Origin of the sequence: Pseudoalteromonas sp. NZS11, assembly GCF_015864765.1 — a bacterium.
Taxonomy (GTDB): domain Bacteria; phylum Pseudomonadota; class Gammaproteobacteria; order Enterobacterales; family Alteromonadaceae; genus Pseudoalteromonas; species Pseudoalteromonas arctica.
Map to the genome: position 1 here is coordinate 511874 of NZ_JADYWP010000002.1, position 22763 is coordinate 534636.

A 22763-nucleotide genomic window follows, 5' to 3' on the forward strand; every position below is an offset into this window, starting at 1 on the left:
TTATTGCGCTTGATCGGCTTTAGCAGACGATTGAATTTCAGATGGATTCACTGGTGCACCAGGGCGGATTTTTTGTAAACCTTCAACTATTAACTTATCGCCATCCATTAAGCCATCAGTAACAAGCCAATCAGAACCAATAGTTCTATCTACTTTTAATACGCGGCTTTCTACTGTGTTGTCTTTGCTGACAACCATTGCTGTTGGTTCGCCTTTTGAATTACGGCTAACACCACGTTGCGGAGCTAAAATAGCACCCGCCTTAACACCTTCCACAATAGAAGCTCGGGCATACATGCCTGGCAGTAATAATTTTTCTGGGTTTGAAAATTTAGCACGTAGTATTACTGAGCCAGTACTTGGATCAACTGTCACTTCAGAAAACTGCAATGTGCCTTTATGAGGATAAACAGAGCCATCTTCCATAATAAGTTCAACGTCAGTTTGGCTAGTCGAATCAACACTTAGAGCACCTGATGATATTGCTTTTTTAAGTTTGGTAAGCTCATTACTTGATTGTGTTAAATCGATATAAATTGGATCTAACTGAGTCACTGTAGCAAGTGCAGTACTTTGGTTAGCACTAACTAGTGCACCTACAGTTACGCTTGATTTACTAATTTGACCACTAATTGGTGACGACACATGGCTGTAATCAAGGTTAATTTGCGCCGATTTTAACTGCGCTTTAGCCGTTAATAATTCTGCTTTTGCTTGTTTGTATGCAGCATCTGCTTCATCAAAGTCTTGCTGACTTACCGCTTTTATTTTTAAAAGCTCGCTAAAACGAGATGCTTTAGCTTTACTACTTGAAATACTCGCCTGAGCACGTGCAACACTTGCTTCACTTGCTGCTAAGTCTGCTTCAAATGTCGCAGGGTCTATTTGATACAGAGCCTGGCCTTGTTTAACCTCTTTACCTTCAACAAATAAACGAGATTGCACAATACCACTTACTTGTGGGCGAATTTCAGCAATTTGAAATGCACTGATACGACCAGGAAGTTCTTTTTTGAGAGTAAGCGCTTGGCTTTTTAATGTAAGTACACCCACTGGTACAGCTTTAGGAGCTGAAGCTTGTGACTGCTCAGCAGCCTGATCGCAACCAGTTAAAGCAACAGAACCGACGAGGGCTGACAATACAAATAAAGCGATGCGGGAACGCTGCATGTTAAATACCTTTTAGTTTAGAGTGAACGATCATTCTAAATTAAAACGCGCTGATAATGAATCTTAATTAGAAGAAATTTACACAAACTTACACTCCTCAGTACAATATACGTCTTAGGTTGCATTTAATGTTAATTAGATGAAAATAGAATCAAGACTGTATGAAAATAAAACAACTTAACATATTGAAATAATATCCCATTTTAGAAATGAAGTTTTTAACAGACACAAAAAAGCCAAGCAAATACAGCTTGGCTATTTGTATAAAAACTAAAGCACACACCTTATTTTAAAGGATATTAGCACTCTGCGGGTTAATAACCCTTGAAACTAACAACTGCTCTACCCTAATCCCTTCTACGTCAACTACTTCAAACTTAAAGCCCGAAAAAGTAAAATGTTCCGCACGTTTAGGTATACGCTTCATGTTATAAATTAAAAATCCAGCTACCGTCTCGTAAAGCATCTGGTCAGGAAATTCTTCTATATCAAGTACTTTTGCTAAATCGGTAATTGGGGTTAAGCCATCTACAAGCCATGAATTTTTATCGCGTTCTATGATTAATTCGTCGCCTTGATGAGTGATTAAATCACCCATAAACCCTTTCATTAAATCTTTAACGGTAACAATACCCACCGAAAGCGCATATTCGTTTACGACAACAGCAAATGGTTTTGCTGCACTTTTAAACGCATTTAAAGCTTCAGATAAGCTTAATGTTTCGGGTAAGTAAAAAACATCTTTATCAATGAGATCATCGTTTATATTGGCGGCTTCGCCCTTTAGTACTTGTCGTAAAATATCTTTAGATTCAACAGAGCCATGCAACTTATCTAAATTTCCTGACACCACTAAAAAGTGGTTATGAGGATGGTCAATAATTTTAGTCGCAATATCATGGCTAGATTCGTTTAAATCAAAATATACAATTTGGTCGCGTGGCGTCATTACGCTTGATAAAAATCGCGCTTCGAGGTCAAACACATTGCCAATGAGTTCATATTCTTGCTTTTGCAAACTACCGTATGCAGCACCTGCTTCCATCATGGCAACAATGTCCTCTGTTGTCACATTGTCTTCTCGCTCAGCGGGTACTTTAAATAAGCGCAACACAAAGTTAGTGACACCATTAAAAAACATCACCAGCGGGGTTAATGCAAAGGTAACCCAGCGCATTATTGTAACCACTCTAACAGCGACCGCTTCTGGCATGATCATCGCTAAACGCTTTGGCATTAAATCGGCGAATAATATAAACAAGGATGTAATAGTAAAAAACGAGAATAAAAAGCTAATTTTTTCTAAATGCGCACCTTGATAAAACAATACCAACACACTTTCAACATAAGGCGATAAGGCCTGCTCGCCCACAATACCACCCAATATCGCTATCGCGTTGAGTGCTATTTGGATCATGGCAAAAAAAGCCCCTGGATTTTCTTGTAGCTTTAGTACCGCTGCTGCCTTTATATTCCCTTCATCTGCCATTACTCGCAGTTTTATTTTACGCGACGCTGCAATTGCTATTTCTGACATAGCAAACAACGCACTGATCAAGATCAATAAGCTAATCCCGATTAAATCACCCATTTAACGCTCCAAAAAGTTAGTGCTTTTTTAAACAAAAAGCAGCTGGATTATAATCGGTTTTTAAAATGCGGCAATTTATATTTATAAAATATATTAAAGTAATTTAATTTCATGAGGTTACATTGATTAAACTGTTTTTTAAACTGTTTAATTGCCTTTAAAGGCGACTTTTAATTGAACAACTAAGGCCGGATCCATATTTATATTACAAGCAAAAAATAATGGAGATTGAGCTGTATTTAGATTTAGTAATGGCTCGAGTAGCTCAAGCCTTGGCTCAGTTTTTATTCGATAGCTAAATTGCTTTTTGCTAAGAACAACAAAATCAAGAATATCGTGACGAGTGCTTATAAGTTTATCTATTTTATCTAGGCTATCGATGAGTAATAAATGCTTGTTCTCACTAAAGCCCCTCTCAAGCAAATAGTGATGACTAAAGTTATCACGCAGTACTGCTATTTTATATTTTTTAGCATCATTGAGAGTATTTAACTTTATACCTCTGGACTTTAGACCATAAATAGCAGAATCAAAGCTTTCCAGTTCACCTACCCAGTTAAACTTACTTTCTCTATTAGGTAATCGAACAATTGAAAATATACAGGTGTTTTTATCGCGTAGCGCTGCATTGTAAGATATGGCCCAACTATGCGCCAACATAGTGTATTTTATACCAGTGCCTTCTAGCGCTTTATGAACTTTATCGACAGAACGGCCAACGAGTTTATTATCTTCATTGAGATACTGAAAGTCCGGAAATACTTCCGTTACTATTGTGATTTCAGTTGCATCAACTTTAATACAGCTAATGAACAATAAAAAGATCAATAATTTCATTTAGCAAGGCCTCAACTAACTCATTATAAGTATTTAATAAATATAGCTGAGGCTTTATGAACTGCTAGTTTTTAGTCATGTAATGCACACTTATACGCTGATAGTGCTAGTATTTATAGCTCCTACAGTTTACTTGTTCATCGCACTAATTAAAAAGGCTGAAATTTTAGCGCCTTCTCTAAGTGTCGTTTCAGAGCTTGATTGGCCAACTAAAGAGCTGTCGGTAAATGGCGCTATTTCCATCATATCCGCACCCGTAATCGGGAACTCATCCGCAATGGCTGATAAAATATCAAGCGCATGCTGTGGTGTTAAACCATTATGTTCTGGCGTACCTGTGGCAGATGCAAACTCTGCATCAAGCGCATCAATATCAAAGCTTACGTATACTTCATCAACGTTATCAGCTTTTAATTGTGCAATAGCGTCGGCAGCAACCGCTGCTGCGCCGCGCTCAATGATTTCATGTGCCCAATGTTGCTTAACGCCAAAGGTACTTTCCCAGTGCGCTTTAGGCTTGCCACTTGAGCGTATACCAAATTGTATTAAATGATGTGGTGCCGGTAAAAACTCTAAAATATGTGTACACCAAGAGCCAAAACATAAATCTATGCCTAGGCGCTCAACAAGTAAATCTGTATGCGCGTCAAAGTGAATAATAGCGGTACGCTTACCTTGCTCACGTTTTGCTTTTAAGTACGCTTTGGTAAGTGGGTAACTAATTGAGTGATCGCCACCAATACCAAATATCCCTTTATCTTTAAATGTCGCGTAAAAGCTGTCGCATACATCCTCTGTGATTGATAATGGACTTACGTAATAGTCGTTATCTTCATTACCGTATAGGGCTTTTTGGCAATTAGAAATGGTTGCATCATTTAGGTATTTATCATGAAGTAAATGTGGGATTACACGTACATCGCCTAAATCAAACGAGTGACACTGCGGTTGCTGATCAATTAAAGCTGAGCGCACAAACAGTGGCCCCCAGTTTGCACCGCGTAAAATACCACCGCCACAGTCTGAGCTAATACCTAACATAACGGCTTTATGTGGAGAATTTGGTAATTCATTTAAAGACTCGCGCCACAAATTATCAACGTTTTCAGTTTGTCCATAAAGTTTATTACGCAGTGCGGCTTTGCGCTCCTTTGCAGTATTTACTGTGTATACGCCATCACCCGGTGCGCACAAACAGTGCTCAACTTTGTTTTTAAATGCTTCAAATTGTGTGCTCATAATAAACTCCTTCGATTTTTATTCTGTACGTAGCTAATTACTTTTGATTAGTTATGCAAAATCACCAAAAGTGCCTAAACTTCAAATAAATTCCACTTTGCTAAATAAGTCTGTGCCTAATATGAATAAACACGTTATCTTTTACGTGCTTAATACAAATTTAAGCCATTGAATTAATTTAATATTAATGAACATTTACCATAAACTATTTAATTGTAGTTACGCGCTTGGTTGATACTTATTATGTCTGCTTGAACATGTCAACAGCACAACAAGGCTACTTATATAAGCACTTGATTGAATATTCATAGTTGATGAATAAATCAAATTAGTTCTTAAAATTATTAAGACTTAATTGGAGGAGTTAATATAAAACGGACAATCGTCCTGTACTTGATAAACGTTTCTAGCAATGATGCTAGATTGACACAATTTATTATAAAAAGGCTTAGCTATGGAAAAGGTATTTCACTTAGGACTATGTATTGACGATCTTAAAGGTGCAAAACTTGCGATTGTACCGGGCGATCCAGATCGTGCTGCACGCATTTCACAATTCCTAGACAACCCAACCTGCCTTGCTCAAACTCGTGAGTTTCATGTTTACTTAGGTCAACTAAACGGCCATTCGGTGGTTGTTTGTTCTACGGGTATTGGTGGTCCATCTACGTCGATTGCAGTAGAAGAATTAGCACAACTTGGCGTGCGTAAATTTTTACGTATTGGTACAACAGGTGCGATTCAGCCACATATCAACGAAGGCGAAATTTTAATTAGCCAAGCGTCTGTACGTTTAGACGGTGCAAGCCAGCATTTTGCTCCTCTTAGCTACCCTGCTGTGTCTGACTTTTATGCAACACAAGCTATGGTACAAGCATGTAAAAACTTAAATATCGATTTTCATATTGGTATTACTGCATCAAGCGATACATTTTATCCAGGACAAGAGCGTTACGATACGCATTCTGGTTACGTTCCTAAATCACTACAAGGTAGCTGCGAAGAGTGGCAAAAACTTGGCGTAATGAACTACGAAATGGAATCAGCAACATTATTCACTATGTGTGCAGCCCTTGGTTTACAAGCAGCATGTGTAGCAGGCGTACTTGTTAATCGTACTCGCCAAGAAATACCAAATGTTGACCATGGTGAAATTGAGCGTAAATCTGTAGCGGTAGTATTAGAAGCGGCAAAAGTATTACTTGATTAATACAGGTTATAGCACTTAGTTAGTGAGTTATTTAATTCGATAGAATGACTCGCTTTAATAAAGCACAGCTCCGGCTGTGCTTTATTGTATGCAAGCCACTATTTAAGTGATGCGCTAATTACTTTAAGTGCTGGTAAATGCGCAAAACTGGCAAGTACAGCTTTTGCTACTTGCGACTGGTTTTCACGACCCGCTGTTTCGAGCAATGTTACTCCCTTCACCGTACTTTCATTAAAGCTAAGCCCAGCTAAAAAAAACTGACTTAGTGCACTTTGTAGTGGCGATAAACTTGGGCTGTATGCTGCGTTTTCTGCGTAACTTCCGTAAAAATCACCATCACTAAATGTACTTATTTTTACGGCGCTAAAGTTTTGGCTGTAAGGCACATACGCATGAAGTGCAAAACGTGCAAGGGTTTCATCAAGGCCATCAAAGCTAAACTTACCTTGCTGTGGTTTTGGGTTAAATAAGCTAAATTCGTTACCTAAATCGGTAGGTCCAAATGAATGCGGCAGTAATTCAGCAAGTTTAAATTGCTGATCAGGAAGTAAAATATCAAACTCTTTCGCATCAGCTAGTTCGTTCATAAACTGGCGGCAATACCCACACGGTGCATCGCTAATCGCTATTTTAACTATTTTTTTAGCACCGTTTAACCATGCGTTATTTATAGCCGATTGCTCTGCATGAACCACTAAACTCAATGCTTGATGATTAAATTCTACATTTGCACCAAAGTAAAAGTTTACCTCATCGTTTTCATCAAGTGCTTTAACAATTGCGCCTACATGAAAATCTGATATCGGCGCAACAGCATACTCAGAAGCCAAAGGTACTAAACCTTGTAATAATACATCATCAGACACATTGAGTTGTGCGCATAACTGCTTAATATTATTATAATTTAATATGCCACGTTGTGATTTTAATTGACTACGTAATGACGCTGTTTGCGCTACGTTTAATGTGATGTGCGAATTTGTAAGTGCTGTATCTTGCTGTACAGTAAAAGTTGCTGAAGCCATAACATTTTTTAATTATTCAATGGCTAAGTAGTTTAAAAGGTTAAGATGCGAAATACCAGCCTATTAAACGCAAAAAAAGGGAGCACATCGCGTGCTCCCTTTAATTTTAACTAGTATGCCCAACAAAATAATTAATTGGTGTACCTAACAAAATAACATGTTAACCGGTATTACGCATACCTGCTGCAATACCTGTCATCGTGATCATTAATGCATTATCAATGTCACCTTCGTTGCGTTTTTCCTCTGAGCGAGCACGGCGTAAAAGCTCAACCTGTAATAAGTTAAGTGGATCGGTATACGGGTTACGTAAACTAATCGATTCCTTAATCCAAGGTTGTTCGGCTAGTAGGCTTTTTTGCGGGCTAAGTGATTGCACCAAGCTAATGGCTTCTTGAAGCTCTTTACGAAGTGTTACACCCAGTGGTTTGTACATATCTTCCACCAGCGCATTATCATAATGCTCACTCAACCAACAATCGGCTTTACTAAATACCATTTCTAGCATTTCTAGGCGCGATCTAAAGAACGGCCACTGTAAGCTCATTTCGTTTAGGGTTTCTGCGCCGTACTTATTAAGCGCAGCTTTTAAGCCTGTTAACGCACCTAGCCATGCAGGAAGCATTAAACGGTTTTGGCTCCACGCAAAAATCCATGGAATAGCACGCAGGCTTTCAACGCCACCATTAGGATTACGTTTTGCAGGACGCGAGCCAAGCGGTAACTTAGACAGTTCAAGCTCAGGTGTTGCCATTCTAAAGTAAGGTACAAAGTTTTCATCATGGCGAACTACATTACGGTAATGCTCACATGACTCCTCACTTATTAGCTTCATTACTTCGCGCCACTGCGGTTTTGGCTCTGGTGGCGGTAATAAGTTACTTTGCAGAACTGCGCCAGCGTAAATATTTAAGCTTTGCAGTGCTACATCGGGTAAACCAAATTTAAAGCGAATCATCTCGCCTTGCTCGGTTACACGCAAGCCACCTTTTAATGAGCCAGGCGGTTGTGAATGCAGCGCTTGTGCAGCGGGTGCACCACCACGTCCTACTGTACCACCACGTCCGTGGAATAAAACAAGCTCAATACCACGTGCATCAGCAAGCTGTACTAGCTTATCCATTGCTTCGTATTGCGCCCAACCTGCTGCCATCATGCCAGCATCTTTAGCTGAATCAGAGTAACCAATCATTACGTTTTGGGTGTTTTTAATGTGCCCGCGATACCAAACATTATCAAGCAATGTGGTAATTACATCACTGCCTGCGTTTAAATCGTCGAGTGTTTCAAACAACGGTGCTACTGGTAAATCAAAGCTACAGCCGCTTTCTTTTAGCAATAGTTGTACTGCTAAAATGTCTGACGCTGTTCGTGCCATCGAAATAATATACAAACCAAATGTTGCTTCGTCTTGCTTGGCAATTACATCAAAGGTATCAAGTACCTCTTGTACATCTGGGCTTGGTTGCCAATGTTTTGGAATAAGCGGTCTGCGCGAGTTAAGCTCTGCAAGTAAAAATGCTTGTTTGTCTTGCTCTTGCCATTGGTTGTAGTCGCCTAAACCTAAATAACGAGTCAGTTCTGAAAACACATCGCCGTGGCGAGACGAATCTTGGCGCACATCAAGTTTAGCTAAACGCAAACCAAAGCTATTTATACGGTGCAGTAAATCAAGTAATAAACCATCCGCAACTACTTTCATATTACACTTTAATAACGAGCGATAGCACACTTCAACTGGGTGCTTAAGCTGATTAATATTAGTAATTAAATCTTGTGAATCGCTGCGCTTATTTTTAATTTTAGCACCTAAGTGCGCCACTGTTTCCGCAACCTGATTTTTAAGCTTTTTGATTACCGCTCTATATGGTTCAAACTCTTGCCCTGCCAACTCAACAAGCTCATCACTGGCATCTGACATAGAGAGTTCAGCGCACAACGTTTTTAAGTCTTGAATGTATAAGTTAAGTGCCATCCAACGACCATGATCAAGCACTTCTTTTGTTACCTGCGATGTTACAAATGGATTACCATCACGGTCTCCGCCCATCCACGATGTAAACTCAATTGGGCTGTAATCTATTGGCAACTCTAAGCTCAACTGGTCTTTAACATTGGCTGAAAATTCACGTAAAAAGCGCGGAACCGCATGCCAAAGGCTATTTTCTATTACTGCATAGCCCCATTTGGCTTCATCAACTGGCGTTGGGCGAGAGCGACGAATATCGTCGGTATGCCAAGCTTGGCTAATCAGCTGTTCAATACGATTTAAAATATTGTCCCGCTCTTGCACTAAGTTATCTTTTCGCTCTAATGACGCTAAGCAATCACTTAGTTCAACGTGTTTGTTAATAATAGTACGGCGCGTAACCTCGGTTGGGTGAGCGGTCAATACTAAGTTTATGTGGAGTTTTGAGAGTGTTTCGGCCAAATGATTACTGTCTAACTGGCCTTGTTCTGCTTTTGTAGCTAACGTTTTTAATGTTTGAGTGAGAGGGTTTTGTTGACCAAGGCCAACGTCATTAAAACGCGAAACGGTATGAAATTGCTCTGCTACATTAGCAAGGTTTAAAAAATGATTAAATGAACGGGCAACCGGTAAAAGCTCTTCATCACTAAGCGCATGTAAAACATCTATTAGCGCTTGTCTGTCGTCTTCGTTACCACTGCGAGATGATTTTGATAAAGCACGAATTTCTTCCACTTTATCTAAAATCGCTTGACCTTGGGCATCTTTGATTGTTTGTCCTAGTAGTTGCCCTAGTAAATTTACATTACCTCGCAAGGCGGCGTATTGTTCACTCATTTATCAGTCTCCATTTTTTCGTAGGACACTATTAATATCATCATGAAGAGATATTTAATAGATCCATTTGCAATGTCTTGTCGTAAAAAAGTATATATAAAATAATCACAAAGCATTCACATGATCATTTTTTACGATGGTAACTGCCCTCTTTGTAGCACCGAAATGCAGCAACTAAAACACGCTGATAACAAAAACTTAATTACGCTTGAAGATCTTAACGCGGGCGACTTCAGTGAGCGCTACCCGTATATTGATAAAGACAAAGCAATGAACTACCTTCAAGCTCAAAAGCAATCAGGTGAAATGATTTATGGGCTTGATGTAACTTACGAAGCATGGAAAATAGTGGGTAAACACAGCTGGTTGAAAATTTTTCGCTTGCCAATAATTCGCTTTTTCGCTGACTGCGGATACCTATTATTTGCTAAGTATCGGCACCCCATCAGTCGCTTTTTAATGCCAAATACTCAGTGCAGTAACGGCCAATGTGGACTAAAAGCAAAAGGTGATAAATGAAAACTATTGTTTTATTCGGCGCAAGCAGCGCCATAGCAAATGCATATATAGAACATCTACAAATAAACACGCCTACTCATCAGATCGTTTGTATTAGTTCAAAAAGTATTGAATCTGGCTCAAGTGTTGTCCACCTGCATACTGACTACACAAAACAAAGTTTAGCGCGCGTTACTAATTACCTAAAAGAGCAAAATGCCGATATACAACAAGTTATTATATTCAATGGTACACTGCACAACGAAACCCATATGCCTGAAAAAAAGCTGGAGGATTTAGACGCTGAGTATTTTAGCCAACTTCTAAATTCAAACACCCTAACTCCCCTACTTTGCTTACAGAGCGTATTGCCGCTGTTAACCCACAAAACGCAGTGTACTATTACAGCACTCAGTGCGCGTGTGGGCAGCATTAACGACAATAAATTAGGCGGTTGGTATACTTATCGCGCATCTAAAGCGGCGCTTAACATGCTATTTAAAACTGCCGCTATAGAGCTTGCTCGTCGTGCTAAAAATACTAAACTCATTTTGTTTCACCCTGGCACTACCGACACAGCACTTTCAAAGCCCTTTCAAAAAAATGTACCTGAAGGTAAATTATTTACACCTGAATTTGTAGCTGGTCAACTTTTTAAATTAACAAACAATAACCCTGATTTAAAACTAAACGGTGAACCTGCTTACTTAGATTGGCAAGGCTCAACCATACCGTGGTAAGGATTTTTAATGCATTTTACTAAAGCGCGTATAGACGCACTTGAAAAACATACCCGTACACACTTAATCAACTCGCTTTCGGGTTTTAAAAGCGCTAATTTAATTGGCACGCAAGATTTACTCGGCAATACCAACTTATCGATTGTAAGCTCTGTTATTCATCTTGGGGCTAACCCACCGTTAGTCGCAATGATAATACGCCCTCATAGTGTGCCGCGTCATACGTTTGAAAATATTTTACAAACGGGCACCTACACAATTAACCAAGTTAATAAGTCGATTTACAAGCAAGCTCATCAAACCTCAGCTCGATACGATAAAGACGAGTCTGAGTTTGATGCTACAGGCTTAACACCTGAATACTTAAACGACTTTGCAGCGCCTTTTGTAAAAGAAAGCCGCTTAAAGTACTCGGTTAAATTTGTAGAAAACCAGCATTTAGCCATTAATGGGACTGAGCTCGTTATTGGCGAAATTATGGATGTTTTTGTTGATAAAGCCGCGCTGCAAAGTGATGGTTTCCTAGATTTACAAGCAATAGAAACAGTCGCAGTAACCGGGCTTGATAGCTACCACACAAGCAATAAACTCACGCGTTTACCTTACGCTAAAAAATAATATGACCATTTAAGAGGCTATAAACTATTAGCCTCTTATCGCATAACATTGAATTTTACCTTGGTATTAATCACACTAGCTAAAAATCCAAGGAGAAAAATATGACTACCATCGGTATTGGTACACAATCAAGCGAGCAAGCGTTGGCAAGCCTAAGTAATATGACGCAAACGCTAACCCCTATTGCAGCTGACGAACATTTAGAGCGCATAGCCAAAGCGCAAGCTTATATGCTTGCAAACAACATAGATGCAATTTATTTAAACGCTGGCACCAACCTAACCTACTTTACAGGTATGAAATGGTACGCGAGCGAGCGCATGGTTGGCGCAATACTACCGGCCCTTGGTGAAGTACAATACATTGCGCCTTATTTCGAAATTGGTTCACTAAACGGGTTTAAAGTAATAGAGGGACCTATTCATGGGTGGCAAGAGCACGAAAATCCTTATGCACTTTTTGTCGAAGTACTAAAAAAGTTAAATATTAATGAAAACGCAACCATTGGCATTGATGAAAGCGCACAATTTTTTATATTCGACGGCATTAATAAAGCGCAAACGGGTTTAACACTCATAAACGCACAACCTGTAACGGCGCATTGCCGCATGCATAAATCAGTTAATGAGCTTAGCTTAATGCAGCGCGCGATGGATATGACCTTAGCCGTACATCAAGCCACAGCAAGCATGCTTTATGAGGGAATAACCACCACCGAAGTAGAAGCCTTTATTAAACAAGCCCACCAAAAGGTAGGCGCGCCAGGTAACTATTTTTGTATTGTTTTATTTGGTGTTGCAACGTCTTTTCCGCACGGTGTTAAAGACGCGCAAGTGCTTAAAAAAGGCGATATGGTATTAATTGATACCGGCTGTAAAGTACACGATTACCTATCTGATATTACCCGTACCTATGTATTTGGCGAACCAACAATGCGCCAACACATGTTTTGGGATCATGAAAAAGCAGCGCAAATGGCCGCGTTTAATGCCGCTAAAATCGGTGCTACGTGCGAAGAGGTAGACGCTGGCGCACGTACTTATTTAGCGGCGCAAGGGCTAGGTCCGCAGTACCAAACACCGGGTTGCCCGCATCGAACTGGTCACGGCATTGGGCTAGACATTCACGAATGGCCATACTTAGTTGGCGGTGATAAAACCCCACTTGCCCCTGGCATGTGCTTTAGTAACGAGCCAATGTTAGTTATACCCGATGAATTTGGCGTACGTTTAGAAGATCATTTTTACATGACCGACAACGGCCCTCATTGGTTTACACAACCAAGTTATAGTATTGACGACCCATTTGGGCTTAACGCTTAAAACTGAATTCCTTCAAGAGCAGCTGTTTAGTTGCTCTTTTTAGTTTGGTATTGATAAAGTGCAGTTCATCCCAATATCCCCTGTTATACCAAAGCAATCCTCAAAAGGATAAATATGAAAAACTTTAAAATTGATATCGTTTCAGACGTAATGTGCCCTTGGTGTGTAGTGGGTTATAAAAACCTAGAAACTGCACTAGAGCAACTCAAAGACGAAATGAGCGCAGATATTACGTGGCATCCTTTTGAACTAAATCCAGATATGCCAATTGAAGGTCAAGACTTAAACGAACACTTAATGCAAAAGTACAACCTAAGTGAAGAACAAGGCGACGAAAATCGTAAAAACATGTTCGAAGCCGGTCAGCGTGCTGGGTTTACCTTTAATTTTGATGGCAAACGCATCATGATCAACAGCTTTGATTTGCATCGTTTATTAATGTGGGCACGTGAAGAAGGTAAGCAAACCGAGTTAAAACTCGCCTTTTTTGAAGCGCACTTCACAGATTTAAAATACTTAAATCAAGAAGAAGCGTTGCTCGACGTTGTTGAAAAAGTGGGTCTTGATAAAGAAACTGCACGCGGTATTCTACATTCAGACAAATACGTACAAGACGTACGCCAAGAGCAAGACAACTTTAAACAGATGGGTATTACTTCAGTACCTACGTTTATCATAAACGATAAATATGCGCTTACTGGCGGACAACCAAGCGACTCATTCATTCAAGCACTAAAACAAATTAGTGAAGAAGAAGCCAAGAAAGACGCTTAATATACAAATAAAGTTTAAAATTAAGAAAGGCTGCACATTGCAGCCTTTCTTGTATATTCATCAGTTCAAAAAAAATACAAAGTTGTTATTTACCTTAGATCTCTTTTGGTGTCATTATAGAAACTACATTTAACAAATCGATAACAACACCTATAAAGGGATTTATAATGAAATATATAATTACAACATTAACTTCACTGTTTCTTTTAACCGCATGTTCAACAACACCTTTAGCTGATAACCCTGACTCTACGCTAATAATGCCCAGTCCTCCGGAGTATCCAATTAAAAGTGTCCGTGAAAAAATTGAAGGCAGTGTGACAATGTCTTTTGATGTAAATACATCTGGTAAGCCCATTAATATTAAAGTGATTAAAGCTGAGCCTGTGAAAATTTTTGATAAAGCAGCGATTCGCTCTCTTTCTAAATGGCGTTACGCACCTAAAGTAGTTAATGGTATTGCGGTAGTTGATGAGAATTTAGAAATGACTATAGATTTTAATTTAGCAAAATAATAACTAACTAAAACAGGCTGCACATTGCAGCCTTTTTCTATATAGCGAAGGTTACTTCTTTACTTAAAAGTAAACTAAGTACGATAAAGCACTTTAATAACATGCCAGCCGAATTTTGTTTTAACTAGATGCGGTTCTAAAATTGCACCTTTAAATGCAATTTTATCAAACTGAGGGACCATTTGGCCGCGTCCAAATTCACCTAAATCCCCGCCTTTTTTGCCCGATGGGCATGACGAATACTTTTTAGCTAAGGTTTGAAACTTTGCACCTTTACCTAATTGCTTAATAATATCTTCTGCAATTTCTTTGTGCTTAACCAAAATGTGAAGTGCATGTGCTGTATTTGCCATGAAAAAAGCCTTTTATACCGTTAGCTAAAATTAAACGCGGCGATTTTAACACAACCTCATAAACCTAGCATCTACTTATACTGCAGTGTATTAACGCCTAATTTATAAATAATGTTTGGCATCATCTGGGTTGGGTATTCTGCAGTACTGATATTTACCAAATAACGTATATCTATTTAAAGCAACCCTATCGTATAACCAATTATTAAACCTAGCTGGCAAAATACTAAATACGTTTGCTAGTTTGTATGGGTAACCTAGCTGCTTAACAACGTTAAAAAAAGCATGGCTTTGCGTATACGCTTTACCATTTTCTAGGTAAACCATTGAGGCATATTCAATTGTTGAAAAACCAAAGTGTGTTAACAGCAATTCCCCTTTTGGAGATTGCACGCTGCATAATTTAAAAATAGTATTTTTATCGTGAGCAATAATAAAATTACACCACGCGCTGCACAGCTTACATTGCGCATCAAATAATATAATTTTTTGATTTTGCATTAGTGTAGCTGCATCATCGCTCATAATACCTTCCTTAAATTAAGTACTAAACTACAGCTGCACCGGCTTTTTTTGTAATTTACGCTGTAACGTGCGCCTATGCATATTAAGTTGCCTTGCGGTAACCGACACATTGCCATTATTACTGTGTAATACTTGTTGAATATGCTCCCACTCTAAACGCTCTGGCGACATAACCGCATCATCAATAACACTCGATGCCGATGCCACAGGCTCGGTGTTAAGCGCTTTTAATAATGTTGCCATATCAACTGGCTTAGTAAGGTAATCGTTTGCGCCTAAACGCATTGCCTCTACTGCGGTTGCTATACTTGCAAAGCCAGTTAGTAAAACAATATGAGCTTGGGGGAGCAAACTACGCAGCGGCTTTATGAGTGCAAGTCCGTTATCGTCACCTAGTTTCATGTCTAATAAAACAAAGTCAGGTAATAGTTTACGCGCGGTAAGTAACGCATCACTTTGGTTATGCGCCACCTCACAGGTAAAGCTTTGTTTAGTTAAGCGCCTTGCCAGTGTGTTGGCTAAATTTATGTCGTCTTCAATAATAAGTAGCTTCATGAGGCTGTTTTCTCAGTGTTTACAATAGCGAGTTTAACTTTGGCGACAGCGCCGCCATCTGCATGGTTAAACAAGGTAAGTGAACCATTTAAACGCTCAAAAGTAACATTTGATAAAAGCACAGCAAGCCCCATTCCTTGATCGCTTGGCATAAGTTGCCCGCCCAGCTCTGCTAATTGCGATGATGAAAAGCCACGGCCAAAATCGCGAATTAACAAGTAAACGCATTCACTATGTAAGTTATCTTGCTGCCAACTCAGCTCTAATTGAGTTTGACCTTGTTTTTGATTAGCGAGCGCGGCGTTTTGCAATAAATTTAAAATAGCAGGCAATAACATCGCATCACTCAATAGCGTTGCCACAATAGGTGGCGTAATCCATTTAATTTGCTGATCAGGGTATTGTAGTAGAAGTGTGTCTGTAATTTGTGTTTGCAGTTGCTTTACGGTGGTATGCTCTTGCGAATTTTTAAGACGTAATTGCTCTGAGAGTTTTCTAAAGTCGTTAAGTTGTGTACTGCACTGAGTAAGCGGCGCTTGCATGTGCTTAACAATAGGATTGTTTGGTTGATCTTCTAATAACTCTTCGAACAGTAACTGTAAGTTTGCAATTGGGGTCGCTAGTTGATGGGTTATTTGTGCAGCGGCCCCATCAAGGGTAACAAGCTGTTCATTACGCAATTGTTTTTCACGCACGTTTGCAATAATTCGCTCTCGCTCTTTAAGTGCCCTGCTCATTGCGCCAATAACAAGTGCGATTACGCTGGCACTTAAAACAAAATTGACCCACATGCCAATAAAGTGACCACTCATATTCATTTGATGCATGCTGTGATCGGGCATCTTTATCAGTAAAAAACTGTATGCGGCAATAGCTAACACCGCAATATAAGCTAATCCTTTTTCTCGCAGCGTCACAGCGGCTATCATTATTGGGAGCAATAACAGTGATACAAATGCATTGGTTGCACCACCGCTTAGCGAGAGTAAAACCGTTAAAAATAATACATCAGCGGTTAACTGCATCAACATACCCAAAGGTTTAGCGCGGCTTACATTACGATAGGCAAACAGGCTAATAAGCTGAAACACAGCCTCAACGGCAATAACAATCAGTAAAGGCAGTAATGCAATTTGATGTTCTAGTAAAAAATAAACGCTAAGCACCGCGATTAATTGCACCGCAATAGCGCCGCTTCGCAGCATTAATAGTCGACTAATGGTGGGGTCGGTTTGCATTAACAAGAGGTTATTGCCCAATCAAATGTTTAATAAGGTTATTTTAACGGTTATATGGTTTTTAATCATCATCCATCGAAATTGAAAACGGAGCACAAGGCGTTCCTTGATGAAACACCATTTTCCATTGCCCACTAGTTTGGCGCCAAAGCGACATACGCAATGAATAATTAAATTCACTGCGAGCAGAGCGCCTATAAGCAGCTTGATAACTAAGTTGCACTACGTCATCACTTAGCATTCGGCCCTTAAAATGCTGATTATAAAACTGTGGCACAACCTCGGTAGGTAAGCGGGTAAGTACTTGGTATTTATTAAATGTAGTGCCATTGGCAGCAATTTCGATAAATTCATCATCGAGTAAAGCATCTAATGCGCGCTCAGATTGGCGAACTTCTGGGTCTAGTAACTGGCGCTCAGCGTCAATCAAATGATTAAACAACGACACTTTTATTTTGCTGCTCATAACCTTCCCTATTGTTTATAAACTTGCCCGGCTTTCATAACAAATTGCACGTTTTTAAGTACGTCGATATTTTTAAGCGGTGAGCCATTCACACTGATAATATCTGCTTGTTTACCAACACTCAAGTCGCCAATGAGTGCGCTTTGCCCCAGCAGTTTAGCTGCATGTATAGTTGCTGATTTAATAGCTTGGGCTTCGCTCATACCATTGTTTACCATTAAACTAAATTCGTTAGCATTGAGCCCATGACGCGACACCCCAGAGTCTGTTCCAAATGCTATATTAACCTTATTTTTCAGTGCAAGTTGAAACGAAGCTTGCATTTTTGGAGTCACTTCACGCACTTTGTCGGCTATTGCCGGTGGCATATTTGGATTTGTAAGCACCTCTTCACTTACCGTTGCACCCGCTAAAAGCGTCGGTACTAAATAAGCTCCCGTTTTTTTAAATAACTTTATTGCCTCTTTATCTAGATAAGAGCCATGCTCAATAGAATCTACACCGGCTTTTATGGCCGCTTTTATACCTTGTGTACCGTGTGCATGCGCTGTAACTTTACGCCCCAAGTGATGAGCAGTATCAACAATTGCAATCAGCTCTGCATCTGTAAGTTGTTGGTTAACACCAGCAGCGGTATTACTTAGTACTCCACCCGTGGCAGTAATTTTAATTACATCAGCGCCACTTTTAATTACCTCGCGTACCGCACGGCTACAATCATCCGCGCCATTACATATACCAATCCCGCCTGTAACCGCATCTGTAATATCTTTTCGATAACCGTGCATATCTGCGTGTCCACCGGTAGGCGATATTGTATTACCCGCTGCAAAAATGCGAGGGCCGTTAATATCATTTCGCTCAATAGCACGTTTTAGCGGAAATATAACTTTGTGATCGCTACCTAAATCTCGCACTGATGTAAAACCCGCATCGAGCGTACGTTGTAAATATTTAATTGAGCGCAAAGCATAATCGGCATCATATTCTGTTGCCCAGCGGTGAGGGTTTGCTTTAGCATCTCGCTCAAACGTAACGTGAACATGCATATCAATAAGACCAGGCATTACAAATTGATTTTTAAGATTTATAATATCGGCATCAGGTAGGTTAAGTTCTACTTTTGTGAGGTAGCCGTTTTTAATGGCTGTTATTGTATTATCTGTTATGACTAACGTTTGCTCTGTTTTTACTTTTTGATCCTCGGATGCAAGTAAACTGCCCGCATAAATAATTTTATGCTGTTGAGCAAAAGCCCCATTTGCTATTAATGCCAGCGTTATTGCAGTGAATGTTGTTATTAGTGTTGTTTTCATACTTGCTCCTTTTTTATACTAGCATTACCTTAAATAACCTGTAATTGCGAATATTTACGACACAAAGCATGCTATAAACTAGTCTTGAAAGCCGTTTTTTGGTATAACTCACCCATTAGTAATACATGTCAGACCACCTTAAGAGAACATACTATGCCTTACGCACATATCACTGGTTGGGGTAAATGCATTCCACCAGCAAGCATTAGCAACGATGAAATTAGTGAAATAGTTGATACCACCGACGAGTGGATAACCTCGCGTACAGGCATTAAATCTCGCCGTGTGAGCCATGTAAGTACCGCCGAGCTGGCAACCGTTGCAGCTAAGCATGCTATTGCGTGCGCAGGCGTTGATCCTAAAGATATTGATTTAGTAATATTAGCAACCTGTACACCTTCTACTGTTGTGGCAAATACCGCCTCACAAGTGCAAAAAAACATTGGTGCAACAGGCGCTGCCGCAATGGATACAAACGCGGCATGTTCTGGTTTTTTATATGCATTGCAAGCTGCTACAGCGCAAATTCAAGCGGGTATGATCAAAAAAGCAGTGGTAATAGCCGCTGAGCGTATGACCTGGTACGTAAACTGGGCACGTCGCGATAGCGCTGTTTTATTTGGCGATGGCGCAGGTGCAGTAGTACTTGAAGCGGCAGATACGCCAGCTGGTTTACTAGCAACCAAAACTGGTTGTGACAGTGAAGACCGCGATATTTTACACATCACTAACTTTGGTAGTGATTTAAATAAATATGAGCCAATTGGACCATCTGATTTATTATTTGAAGGTCGTGAAATTTTCAAACGTGCTGTTAAAGGCATGAGCGAAGCGTGCGACGATGTACTTAAACAAGCCGATTTGAGCCTTGATGACATTAATGTACTCGTTCCACACCAAGCTAACTTACGTATTATTCAAGCTATTCAGCATCGTTTAAAAGTACCTAACGAAAAAGTAATGGTTAACATTGGTGAGTATGGTAATACCTCTGCTGCTACGATTGCTATTGCGTTATGTGAAGCCGTTGAGCAAGGGTTAATTAAACCGCATTCAAACATTATGTCTGCTGCATTTGGTGCAGGCCTTACCTGGGCTGCAAGTTACATAAAATGGGGCGAACGCGTAACGCCTATTAGTGTAAGCGATGCCGCTTTACCGCCATGTGATAAAACCGGTTTAGAACTTGTAGCACCGGCCGTTAAAGCATGTAAAGAAGCGCAGCCAAGCTAACACAACATGTAATAAGTCACATATAAAACGCACTTAATTAAGTGCGTTTTTGCTTTTTAAGGAATTAAATTTGAAACTTTTAGGTATTCACCACGCTGCAATTATTTGCAGTGACTATGCACGTTCTAAACACTTTTATAGCAATGTACTTAAACTTAACGTTATTAATGAGCACTTTAGAGCTGATCGTAATTCATATAAATTAGATTTAGCCATGCCCGATGGTAGCCAAATAGAGCTATTTTCGTTTGATGGAGCGCCCGCAAGACCAAGCTATCCCGAAGCACAAGGCTTAAGACATTTAGCTTTTAAGGTAGCGGATGTACAGATTGCAAAAACGTATTTAGAGTCGTGCGACGTAAACGTTGAGGATATTAGAGTGGATGAAATAACCGGCAAAAAGTTTACCTTTTTTGCCGATCCAGATAACTTGCCACTTGAGCTTTATGAGGTTTAAAACTCATAAGCTCAAGTTCTTACTATTGAATCAAAAACTTATTTATTAAAACGATTTTGTAAGTAGTTAAATACAGCACGAATACCTAATGCTTCACCACCCGTTGGACGACCTGGTAATGCACGTAAGTTCCACGCCATTACATCAAAGTGTACCCACGGTGTTGTTGGTTCAACAAATTCTTTTAAGTAAAGCGCTGCGGTAATAGCACCACCAAACGGTGTGCTTGCACAGTTTGCCATATCGGCTACATCACTTTTTAGTAAGTTTTTGTATTGTTCAAACAACGGAAGCTGCCAAACAGGATCATGGACGATTAAACCTGCATCAATAATACCATTTGCTACATCGCGCTCTGTTGAGAAAAAGCCCGGAAGCTCCGTGCCCAGTGCAACACGACATGCGCCCGTGAGAGTAGCAAAATCAATAATTAGCTCAGGGTTGTCGTTTTGTGCTTCGCTTAATGCATCACACAATACTAATCGCCCTTCCGCGTCGGTATTATCAATTTCGACCATAATGCCTTTGCGCGTTTTAATTACATCGCCTGGGCGAAATGCATTTCGCGATACTGCATTTTCTACAGCTGGTACAAGCACTCGTAATCTAATTGGTAAGTTAGCTGCCATAATAAGCTGCGCTAGTGCAATTACATGCGCGGCACCGCCCATGTCTTTTTTCATGTTACGCATGCCAGAGCTTGGTTTTAAATCAAGTCCGCCTGAGTCAAAACATACGCCCTTACCTACTAGTGTAATTAATGGAGCATCTGTCGCACCCCATTTTAAATCAAGTAAACGCGGTTTATTTTCGCTTGCACGACCCACCATGTGAATAGTCGGGTAGTTTTGCTCTAGTAACTCATCGCCAATCCACTGTGAAAATTCGCCATTGTAAGTTGCAGCTAAATCTTCCATTACTTGCGATAAATGTTGCGGCATCATATCTACCGCTGGCGTATTAACTAAATCACGTGCAAGTGTAATGGCATCAGCTTGTTGGCTAATACGGCCAAACAACGCTTTATCGCTAATGGCTAATTGCGCTTTTGCTGTTGGTTTTTCTTTATATTCACTAAATTCGTAACCACCAAGCACAAACCCTAAAGCAACTTGCTCTACAAAAGCGCTCTCGCCTTGAATTTGATAAGTACCAGTAGGAAGTGTATTTGCTAAATTACCCGCAGCCCAAAAGTCATCGCTACTTTGCATTAAACAAAATACCTGGCTTAACTCGCCCGTTTTAGCATCAGGGATTAAAGCAACACCTTGCTTTTCAAAACCTGTATTAGTTAACCAATTTTGTATAAATGCAGGCTGCTGTGCTTGCCAGTCAGATAATTCGTTTTTAAGAATAAAAGATAAAGGAATACCAGAAGATGTATGACGTAGTAATGCACTCATTAAAAAGCTCATATAATATAAAAATGGTACTTAAGAGCATATCAATAAGCGCACCTAAAAGGTATCGCTAATTTGAAGGGATTTTAGTTACTTTTTTAAGCTGTTTTTGGATTCTTGCTTTTGATTTTCTTGATCTATTTTAGCATCAAGTTCTTTAATAGATTTGTTTATATTAAACGAGCTTGGCAGTACATCAACTCCCACTAAACTCCCTAATTTAACAACTAAAGGAATTGTAAGCGGGGCAAAAGGTAATACAGCAAACACACCGAGCCCTAGCCCTTTTAGAATATCAACAAACTGTTCATTAGCGCGCTTTAACTCCTCTTTACTTGTTTGGCCTTGGGTATAGCGCCTATAAATAGAGAGCATTTCTTTGGTTTCTTGTTTTTCTTGGGCAAGTGCGATTTTAAGCGCCACCATAGCACGACGAAAACGCAGCTGTTGGCGTTTCTTACTAATTTTAACTACCCGCCAAGGCGCACGGTGAATAACTTTATATAATCGCATAGCTTTTATTTTCACACAGCGGCGCAGGTTCACAAAGAATAATTTACTTGCTACGGCCTTTCACTTACTCTTATTGCACCAAATTAGTATTAAATACATACAATAATGCAAAATTTATCAAGTCAAATACCGCAAAAGCCTGAAAAACCGAAGTCTGATGAATGCTGTGGCGGCGGTAGTTGCTGCCCCTGTGTGTGGGATGAATATAAAGAAAAATTAGTGGCTTGGCGCTGCATACAAAACATTAAAAAACACAAGGAAGAAACAAATAAATAACATTTTAATATTTCCAACGCATTAAAATTCCTCTTAACAACCCTATTTGCACTTATTTAGTTCATTTCCACTTCACTTTGCACCAC

General features: G+C 39.7%; 24 protein-coding genes. 10 read left to right on the top strand and 14 right to left on the bottom strand.

Going from position 1 to position 22763, the window contains the following annotated elements; genetic code table 11:
- The 4 genes from I6E82_RS05940 to I6E82_RS05955 all read right to left on the bottom strand — a co-directional run bounded on the left by I6E82_RS05940 (position 1) and on the right by I6E82_RS05955 (position 4837).
- Entirely contained in the window at positions 1-1170 is a 1170-nt protein-coding gene (locus I6E82_RS05940; protein ID WP_007582389.1) for an efflux RND transporter periplasmic adaptor subunit, read from the bottom strand.
- A gap of 289 nt (positions 1171-1459) precedes the next feature.
- On the bottom strand, positions 1460-2761 hold the full coding sequence (locus tag I6E82_RS05945; RefSeq protein WP_197117100.1) for a hemolysin family protein: 1302 nt from the start codon (positions 2759-2761) through the stop codon (positions 1460-1462).
- A gap of 147 nt (positions 2762-2908) precedes the next feature.
- Entirely contained in the window at positions 2909-3598 is a 690-nt protein-coding gene (locus I6E82_RS05950) for a transporter substrate-binding domain-containing protein (RefSeq protein ID WP_024591832.1), read from the bottom strand.
- 129 nt (positions 3599-3727) lie between these two features.
- Positions 3728-4837, bottom strand: coding sequence for an arginase family protein (locus I6E82_RS05955; protein WP_007582386.1), 1110 nt, complete (start codon positions 4835-4837; stop codon positions 3728-3730).
- 454 nt (positions 4838-5291) lie between these two features.
- On the opposite strand from I6E82_RS05955, the gene udp reads away from it, so the two are divergent.
- A complete protein-coding gene (gene udp, locus I6E82_RS05960; protein ID WP_007582384.1) occupies positions 5292-6047 on the top strand; it encodes a uridine phosphorylase in 756 nt (251 codons plus the stop codon).
- Between the two features lie 98 nt (positions 6048-6145).
- Here the strand turns inward: udp and cdd are convergent, their stop codons facing one another.
- Positions 6146-7072, bottom strand: coding sequence for a cytidine deaminase (gene cdd, locus I6E82_RS05965; protein WP_197117102.1), 927 nt, complete (start codon positions 7070-7072; stop codon positions 6146-6148).
- 160 nt (positions 7073-7232) lie between these two features.
- Positions 7233-9878, bottom strand: coding sequence for a phosphoenolpyruvate carboxylase (ppc, locus tag I6E82_RS05970; RefSeq protein ID WP_007582382.1), 2646 nt, complete (start codon positions 9876-9878; stop codon positions 7233-7235).
- A gap of 120 nt (positions 9879-9998) precedes the next feature.
- On the opposite strand from ppc, the gene I6E82_RS05975 reads away from it, so the two are divergent.
- The 6 genes from I6E82_RS05975 to I6E82_RS06000 all read left to right on the top strand — a co-directional run bounded on the left by I6E82_RS05975 (position 9999) and on the right by I6E82_RS06000 (position 14345).
- The gene (locus tag I6E82_RS05975; protein WP_197117103.1) at positions 9999-10397 is read left to right on the top strand and encodes a thiol-disulfide oxidoreductase DCC family protein; all 399 of its coding nucleotides are present in this window, start codon (positions 9999-10001) and stop codon (positions 10395-10397) included.
- Positions 10394-11116, top strand: a complete 723-nt coding sequence (locus I6E82_RS05980; protein ID WP_197117104.1) for an SDR family NAD(P)-dependent oxidoreductase — start codon at positions 10394-10396, stop codon at positions 11114-11116. Before I6E82_RS05975 ends, I6E82_RS05980 begins: the two co-directional genes overlap by 4 nt.
- A 9-nt stretch (positions 11117-11125) precedes the next feature.
- Positions 11126-11734 carry a flavin reductase family protein gene (locus tag I6E82_RS05985; RefSeq protein ID WP_197117105.1) on the top strand — a complete coding sequence of 203 codons (609 nt, stop codon included), beginning with the start codon at positions 11126-11128 and terminating at the stop codon, positions 11732-11734.
- Positions 11735-11835: 101 nt separating this feature from the next.
- Complete coding sequence (locus tag I6E82_RS05990) at positions 11836-13056, top strand: M24 family metallopeptidase (protein WP_197117106.1); 1221 nt, start codon at positions 11836-11838, stop codon at positions 13054-13056.
- Between the two features lie 114 nt (positions 13057-13170).
- A complete protein-coding gene (locus I6E82_RS05995; RefSeq protein WP_197117108.1) occupies positions 13171-13830 on the top strand; it encodes a DsbA family oxidoreductase in 660 nt (219 codons plus the stop codon).
- Positions 13831-13997: 167 nt separating this feature from the next.
- Entirely contained in the window at positions 13998-14345 is a 348-nt protein-coding gene (locus tag I6E82_RS06000; protein ID WP_197117111.1) for an energy transducer TonB, read from the top strand.
- 74 nt (positions 14346-14419) lie between these two features.
- Here I6E82_RS06000 and I6E82_RS06005 read toward each other — a convergent pair whose 3' ends face one another.
- The 6 genes from I6E82_RS06005 to I6E82_RS06030 form a co-directional block, all read right to left on the bottom strand.
- Entirely contained in the window at positions 14420-14698 is a 279-nt protein-coding gene (locus I6E82_RS06005; RefSeq protein ID WP_008171402.1) for a peptidylprolyl isomerase, read from the bottom strand.
- Between the two features lie 102 nt (positions 14699-14800).
- A complete protein-coding gene (locus tag I6E82_RS06010; RefSeq protein WP_197117113.1) occupies positions 14801-15223 on the bottom strand; it encodes a thiol-disulfide oxidoreductase DCC family protein in 423 nt (140 codons plus the stop codon).
- 27 nt (positions 15224-15250) lie between these two features.
- The gene (locus I6E82_RS06015; protein WP_197117115.1) at positions 15251-15778 is read right to left on the bottom strand and encodes a response regulator transcription factor; all 528 of its coding nucleotides are present in this window, start codon (positions 15776-15778) and stop codon (positions 15251-15253) included.
- The gene (locus I6E82_RS06020; RefSeq protein WP_197117316.1) at positions 15775-17016 is read right to left on the bottom strand and encodes a sensor histidine kinase; all 1242 of its coding nucleotides are present in this window, start codon (positions 17014-17016) and stop codon (positions 15775-15777) included. Before I6E82_RS06020 ends, I6E82_RS06015 begins: the two co-directional genes overlap by 4 nt.
- 61 nt (positions 17017-17077) lie before the next feature.
- Positions 17078-17482 (bottom strand): nuclear transport factor 2 family protein, encoded by a 405-nt coding sequence (locus I6E82_RS06025; RefSeq protein ID WP_007582361.1) that lies wholly within the window; start codon positions 17480-17482, stop codon positions 17078-17080.
- A gap of 8 nt (positions 17483-17490) precedes the next feature.
- Positions 17491-18798 carry a metal-dependent hydrolase family protein gene (locus I6E82_RS06030; protein WP_197117117.1) on the bottom strand — a complete coding sequence of 436 codons (1308 nt, stop codon included), beginning with the start codon at positions 18796-18798 and terminating at the stop codon, positions 17491-17493.
- Positions 18799-18951: 153 nt separating this feature from the next.
- On the opposite strand from I6E82_RS06030, the gene I6E82_RS06035 reads away from it, so the two are divergent.
- On the top strand, positions 18952-20031 hold the full coding sequence (locus I6E82_RS06035) for a ketoacyl-ACP synthase III (protein ID WP_197117119.1): 1080 nt from the start codon (positions 18952-18954) through the stop codon (positions 20029-20031).
- A 70-nt stretch (positions 20032-20101) separates the two neighbouring features.
- Entirely contained in the window at positions 20102-20488 is a 387-nt protein-coding gene (gene gloA2, locus I6E82_RS06040) for an SMU1112c/YaeR family gloxylase I-like metalloprotein (RefSeq protein ID WP_024607807.1), read from the top strand.
- A 38-nt stretch (positions 20489-20526) separates the two neighbouring features.
- Here gloA2 and I6E82_RS06045 read toward each other — a convergent pair whose 3' ends face one another.
- Together I6E82_RS06045 and I6E82_RS06050 are read right to left on the bottom strand one after the other, a co-directional pair.
- On the bottom strand, positions 20527-21891 hold the full coding sequence (locus I6E82_RS06045; RefSeq protein ID WP_197117121.1) for a leucyl aminopeptidase family protein: 1365 nt from the start codon (positions 21889-21891) through the stop codon (positions 20527-20529).
- An 87-nt stretch (positions 21892-21978) separates the two neighbouring features.
- On the bottom strand, positions 21979-22401 hold the full coding sequence (locus I6E82_RS06050; RefSeq protein ID WP_024600540.1) for a hypothetical protein: 423 nt from the start codon (positions 22399-22401) through the stop codon (positions 21979-21981).
- A 105-nt stretch (positions 22402-22506) separates the two neighbouring features.
- Between I6E82_RS06050 and I6E82_RS06055 the strand changes: the two genes are divergently transcribed.
- Positions 22507-22677, top strand: coding sequence for an oxidoreductase-like domain-containing protein (locus tag I6E82_RS06055; protein WP_076925739.1), 171 nt, complete (start codon positions 22507-22509; stop codon positions 22675-22677).
- Positions 22678-22763: the final 86 nt, after the last annotated feature.

Bases quoted from the DNA above. Each gene is read 5' to 3' on its own strand.
- I6E82_RS06005 (WP_008171402.1), bottom strand. From the start codon at position 14,698: ATGGCAAATACAGCACATGCACTTCACATTTTGGTTAAGCACAAAGAA.
- I6E82_RS06035 (WP_197117119.1), top strand. From the start codon at position 18,952: ATGCCTTACGCACATATCACTGGTTGGGGTAAATGCATTCCACCAGCA.
- I6E82_RS05950 (WP_024591832.1), bottom strand. From the start codon at position 3,598: ATGAAATTATTGATCTTTTTATTGTTCATTAGCTGTATTAAAGTTGAT.
- I6E82_RS06045 (WP_197117121.1), bottom strand. From the start codon at position 21,891: ATGAGTGCATTACTACGTCATACATCTTCTGGTATTCCTTTATCTTTT.
- cdd (WP_197117102.1), bottom strand. From the start codon at position 7,072: ATGGCTTCAGCAACTTTTACTGTACAGCAAGATACAGCACTTACAAAT.
- I6E82_RS06055 (WP_076925739.1), top strand. From the start codon at position 22,507: ATGCAAAATTTATCAAGTCAAATACCGCAAAAGCCTGAAAAACCGAAG.
- I6E82_RS06050 (WP_024600540.1), bottom strand. From the start codon at position 22,401: ATGCGATTATATAAAGTTATTCACCGTGCGCCTTGGCGGGTAGTTAAA.
- I6E82_RS06020 (WP_197117316.1), bottom strand. From the start codon at position 17,016: ATGCAAACCGACCCCACCATTAGTCGACTATTAATGCTGCGAAGCGGC.
- I6E82_RS05995 (WP_197117108.1), top strand. From the start codon at position 13,171: ATGAAAAACTTTAAAATTGATATCGTTTCAGACGTAATGTGCCCTTGG.
- I6E82_RS06010 (WP_197117113.1), bottom strand. From the start codon at position 15,223: ATGAGCGATGATGCAGCTACACTAATGCAAAATCAAAAAATTATATTA.
- I6E82_RS06025 (WP_007582361.1), bottom strand. From the start codon at position 17,482: ATGAGCAGCAAAATAAAAGTGTCGTTGTTTAATCATTTGATTGACGCT.
- I6E82_RS05980 (WP_197117104.1), top strand. From the start codon at position 10,394: ATGAAAACTATTGTTTTATTCGGCGCAAGCAGCGCCATAGCAAATGCA.
- I6E82_RS06000 (WP_197117111.1), top strand. From the start codon at position 13,998: ATGAAATATATAATTACAACATTAACTTCACTGTTTCTTTTAACCGCA.
- I6E82_RS05955 (WP_007582386.1), bottom strand. From the start codon at position 4,837: ATGAGCACACAATTTGAAGCATTTAAAAACAAAGTTGAGCACTGTTTG.
- I6E82_RS05985 (WP_197117105.1), top strand. From the start codon at position 11,126: ATGCATTTTACTAAAGCGCGTATAGACGCACTTGAAAAACATACCCGT.
- I6E82_RS05940 (WP_007582389.1), bottom strand. From the start codon at position 1,170: ATGCAGCGTTCCCGCATCGCTTTATTTGTATTGTCAGCCCTCGTCGGT.
- ppc (WP_007582382.1), bottom strand. From the start codon at position 9,878: ATGAGTGAACAATACGCCGCCTTGCGAGGTAATGTAAATTTACTAGGG.
- I6E82_RS05975 (WP_197117103.1), top strand. From the start codon at position 9,999: ATGATCATTTTTTACGATGGTAACTGCCCTCTTTGTAGCACCGAAATG.
- udp (WP_007582384.1), top strand. From the start codon at position 5,292: ATGGAAAAGGTATTTCACTTAGGACTATGTATTGACGATCTTAAAGGT.
- I6E82_RS06030 (WP_197117117.1), bottom strand. From the start codon at position 18,798: ATGAAAACAACACTAATAACAACATTCACTGCAATAACGCTGGCATTA.
- I6E82_RS05990 (WP_197117106.1), top strand. From the start codon at position 11,836: ATGACTACCATCGGTATTGGTACACAATCAAGCGAGCAAGCGTTGGCA.
- I6E82_RS05945 (WP_197117100.1), bottom strand. From the start codon at position 2,761: ATGGGTGATTTAATCGGGATTAGCTTATTGATCTTGATCAGTGCGTTG.
- I6E82_RS06015 (WP_197117115.1), bottom strand. From the start codon at position 15,778: ATGAAGCTACTTATTATTGAAGACGACATAAATTTAGCCAACACACTG.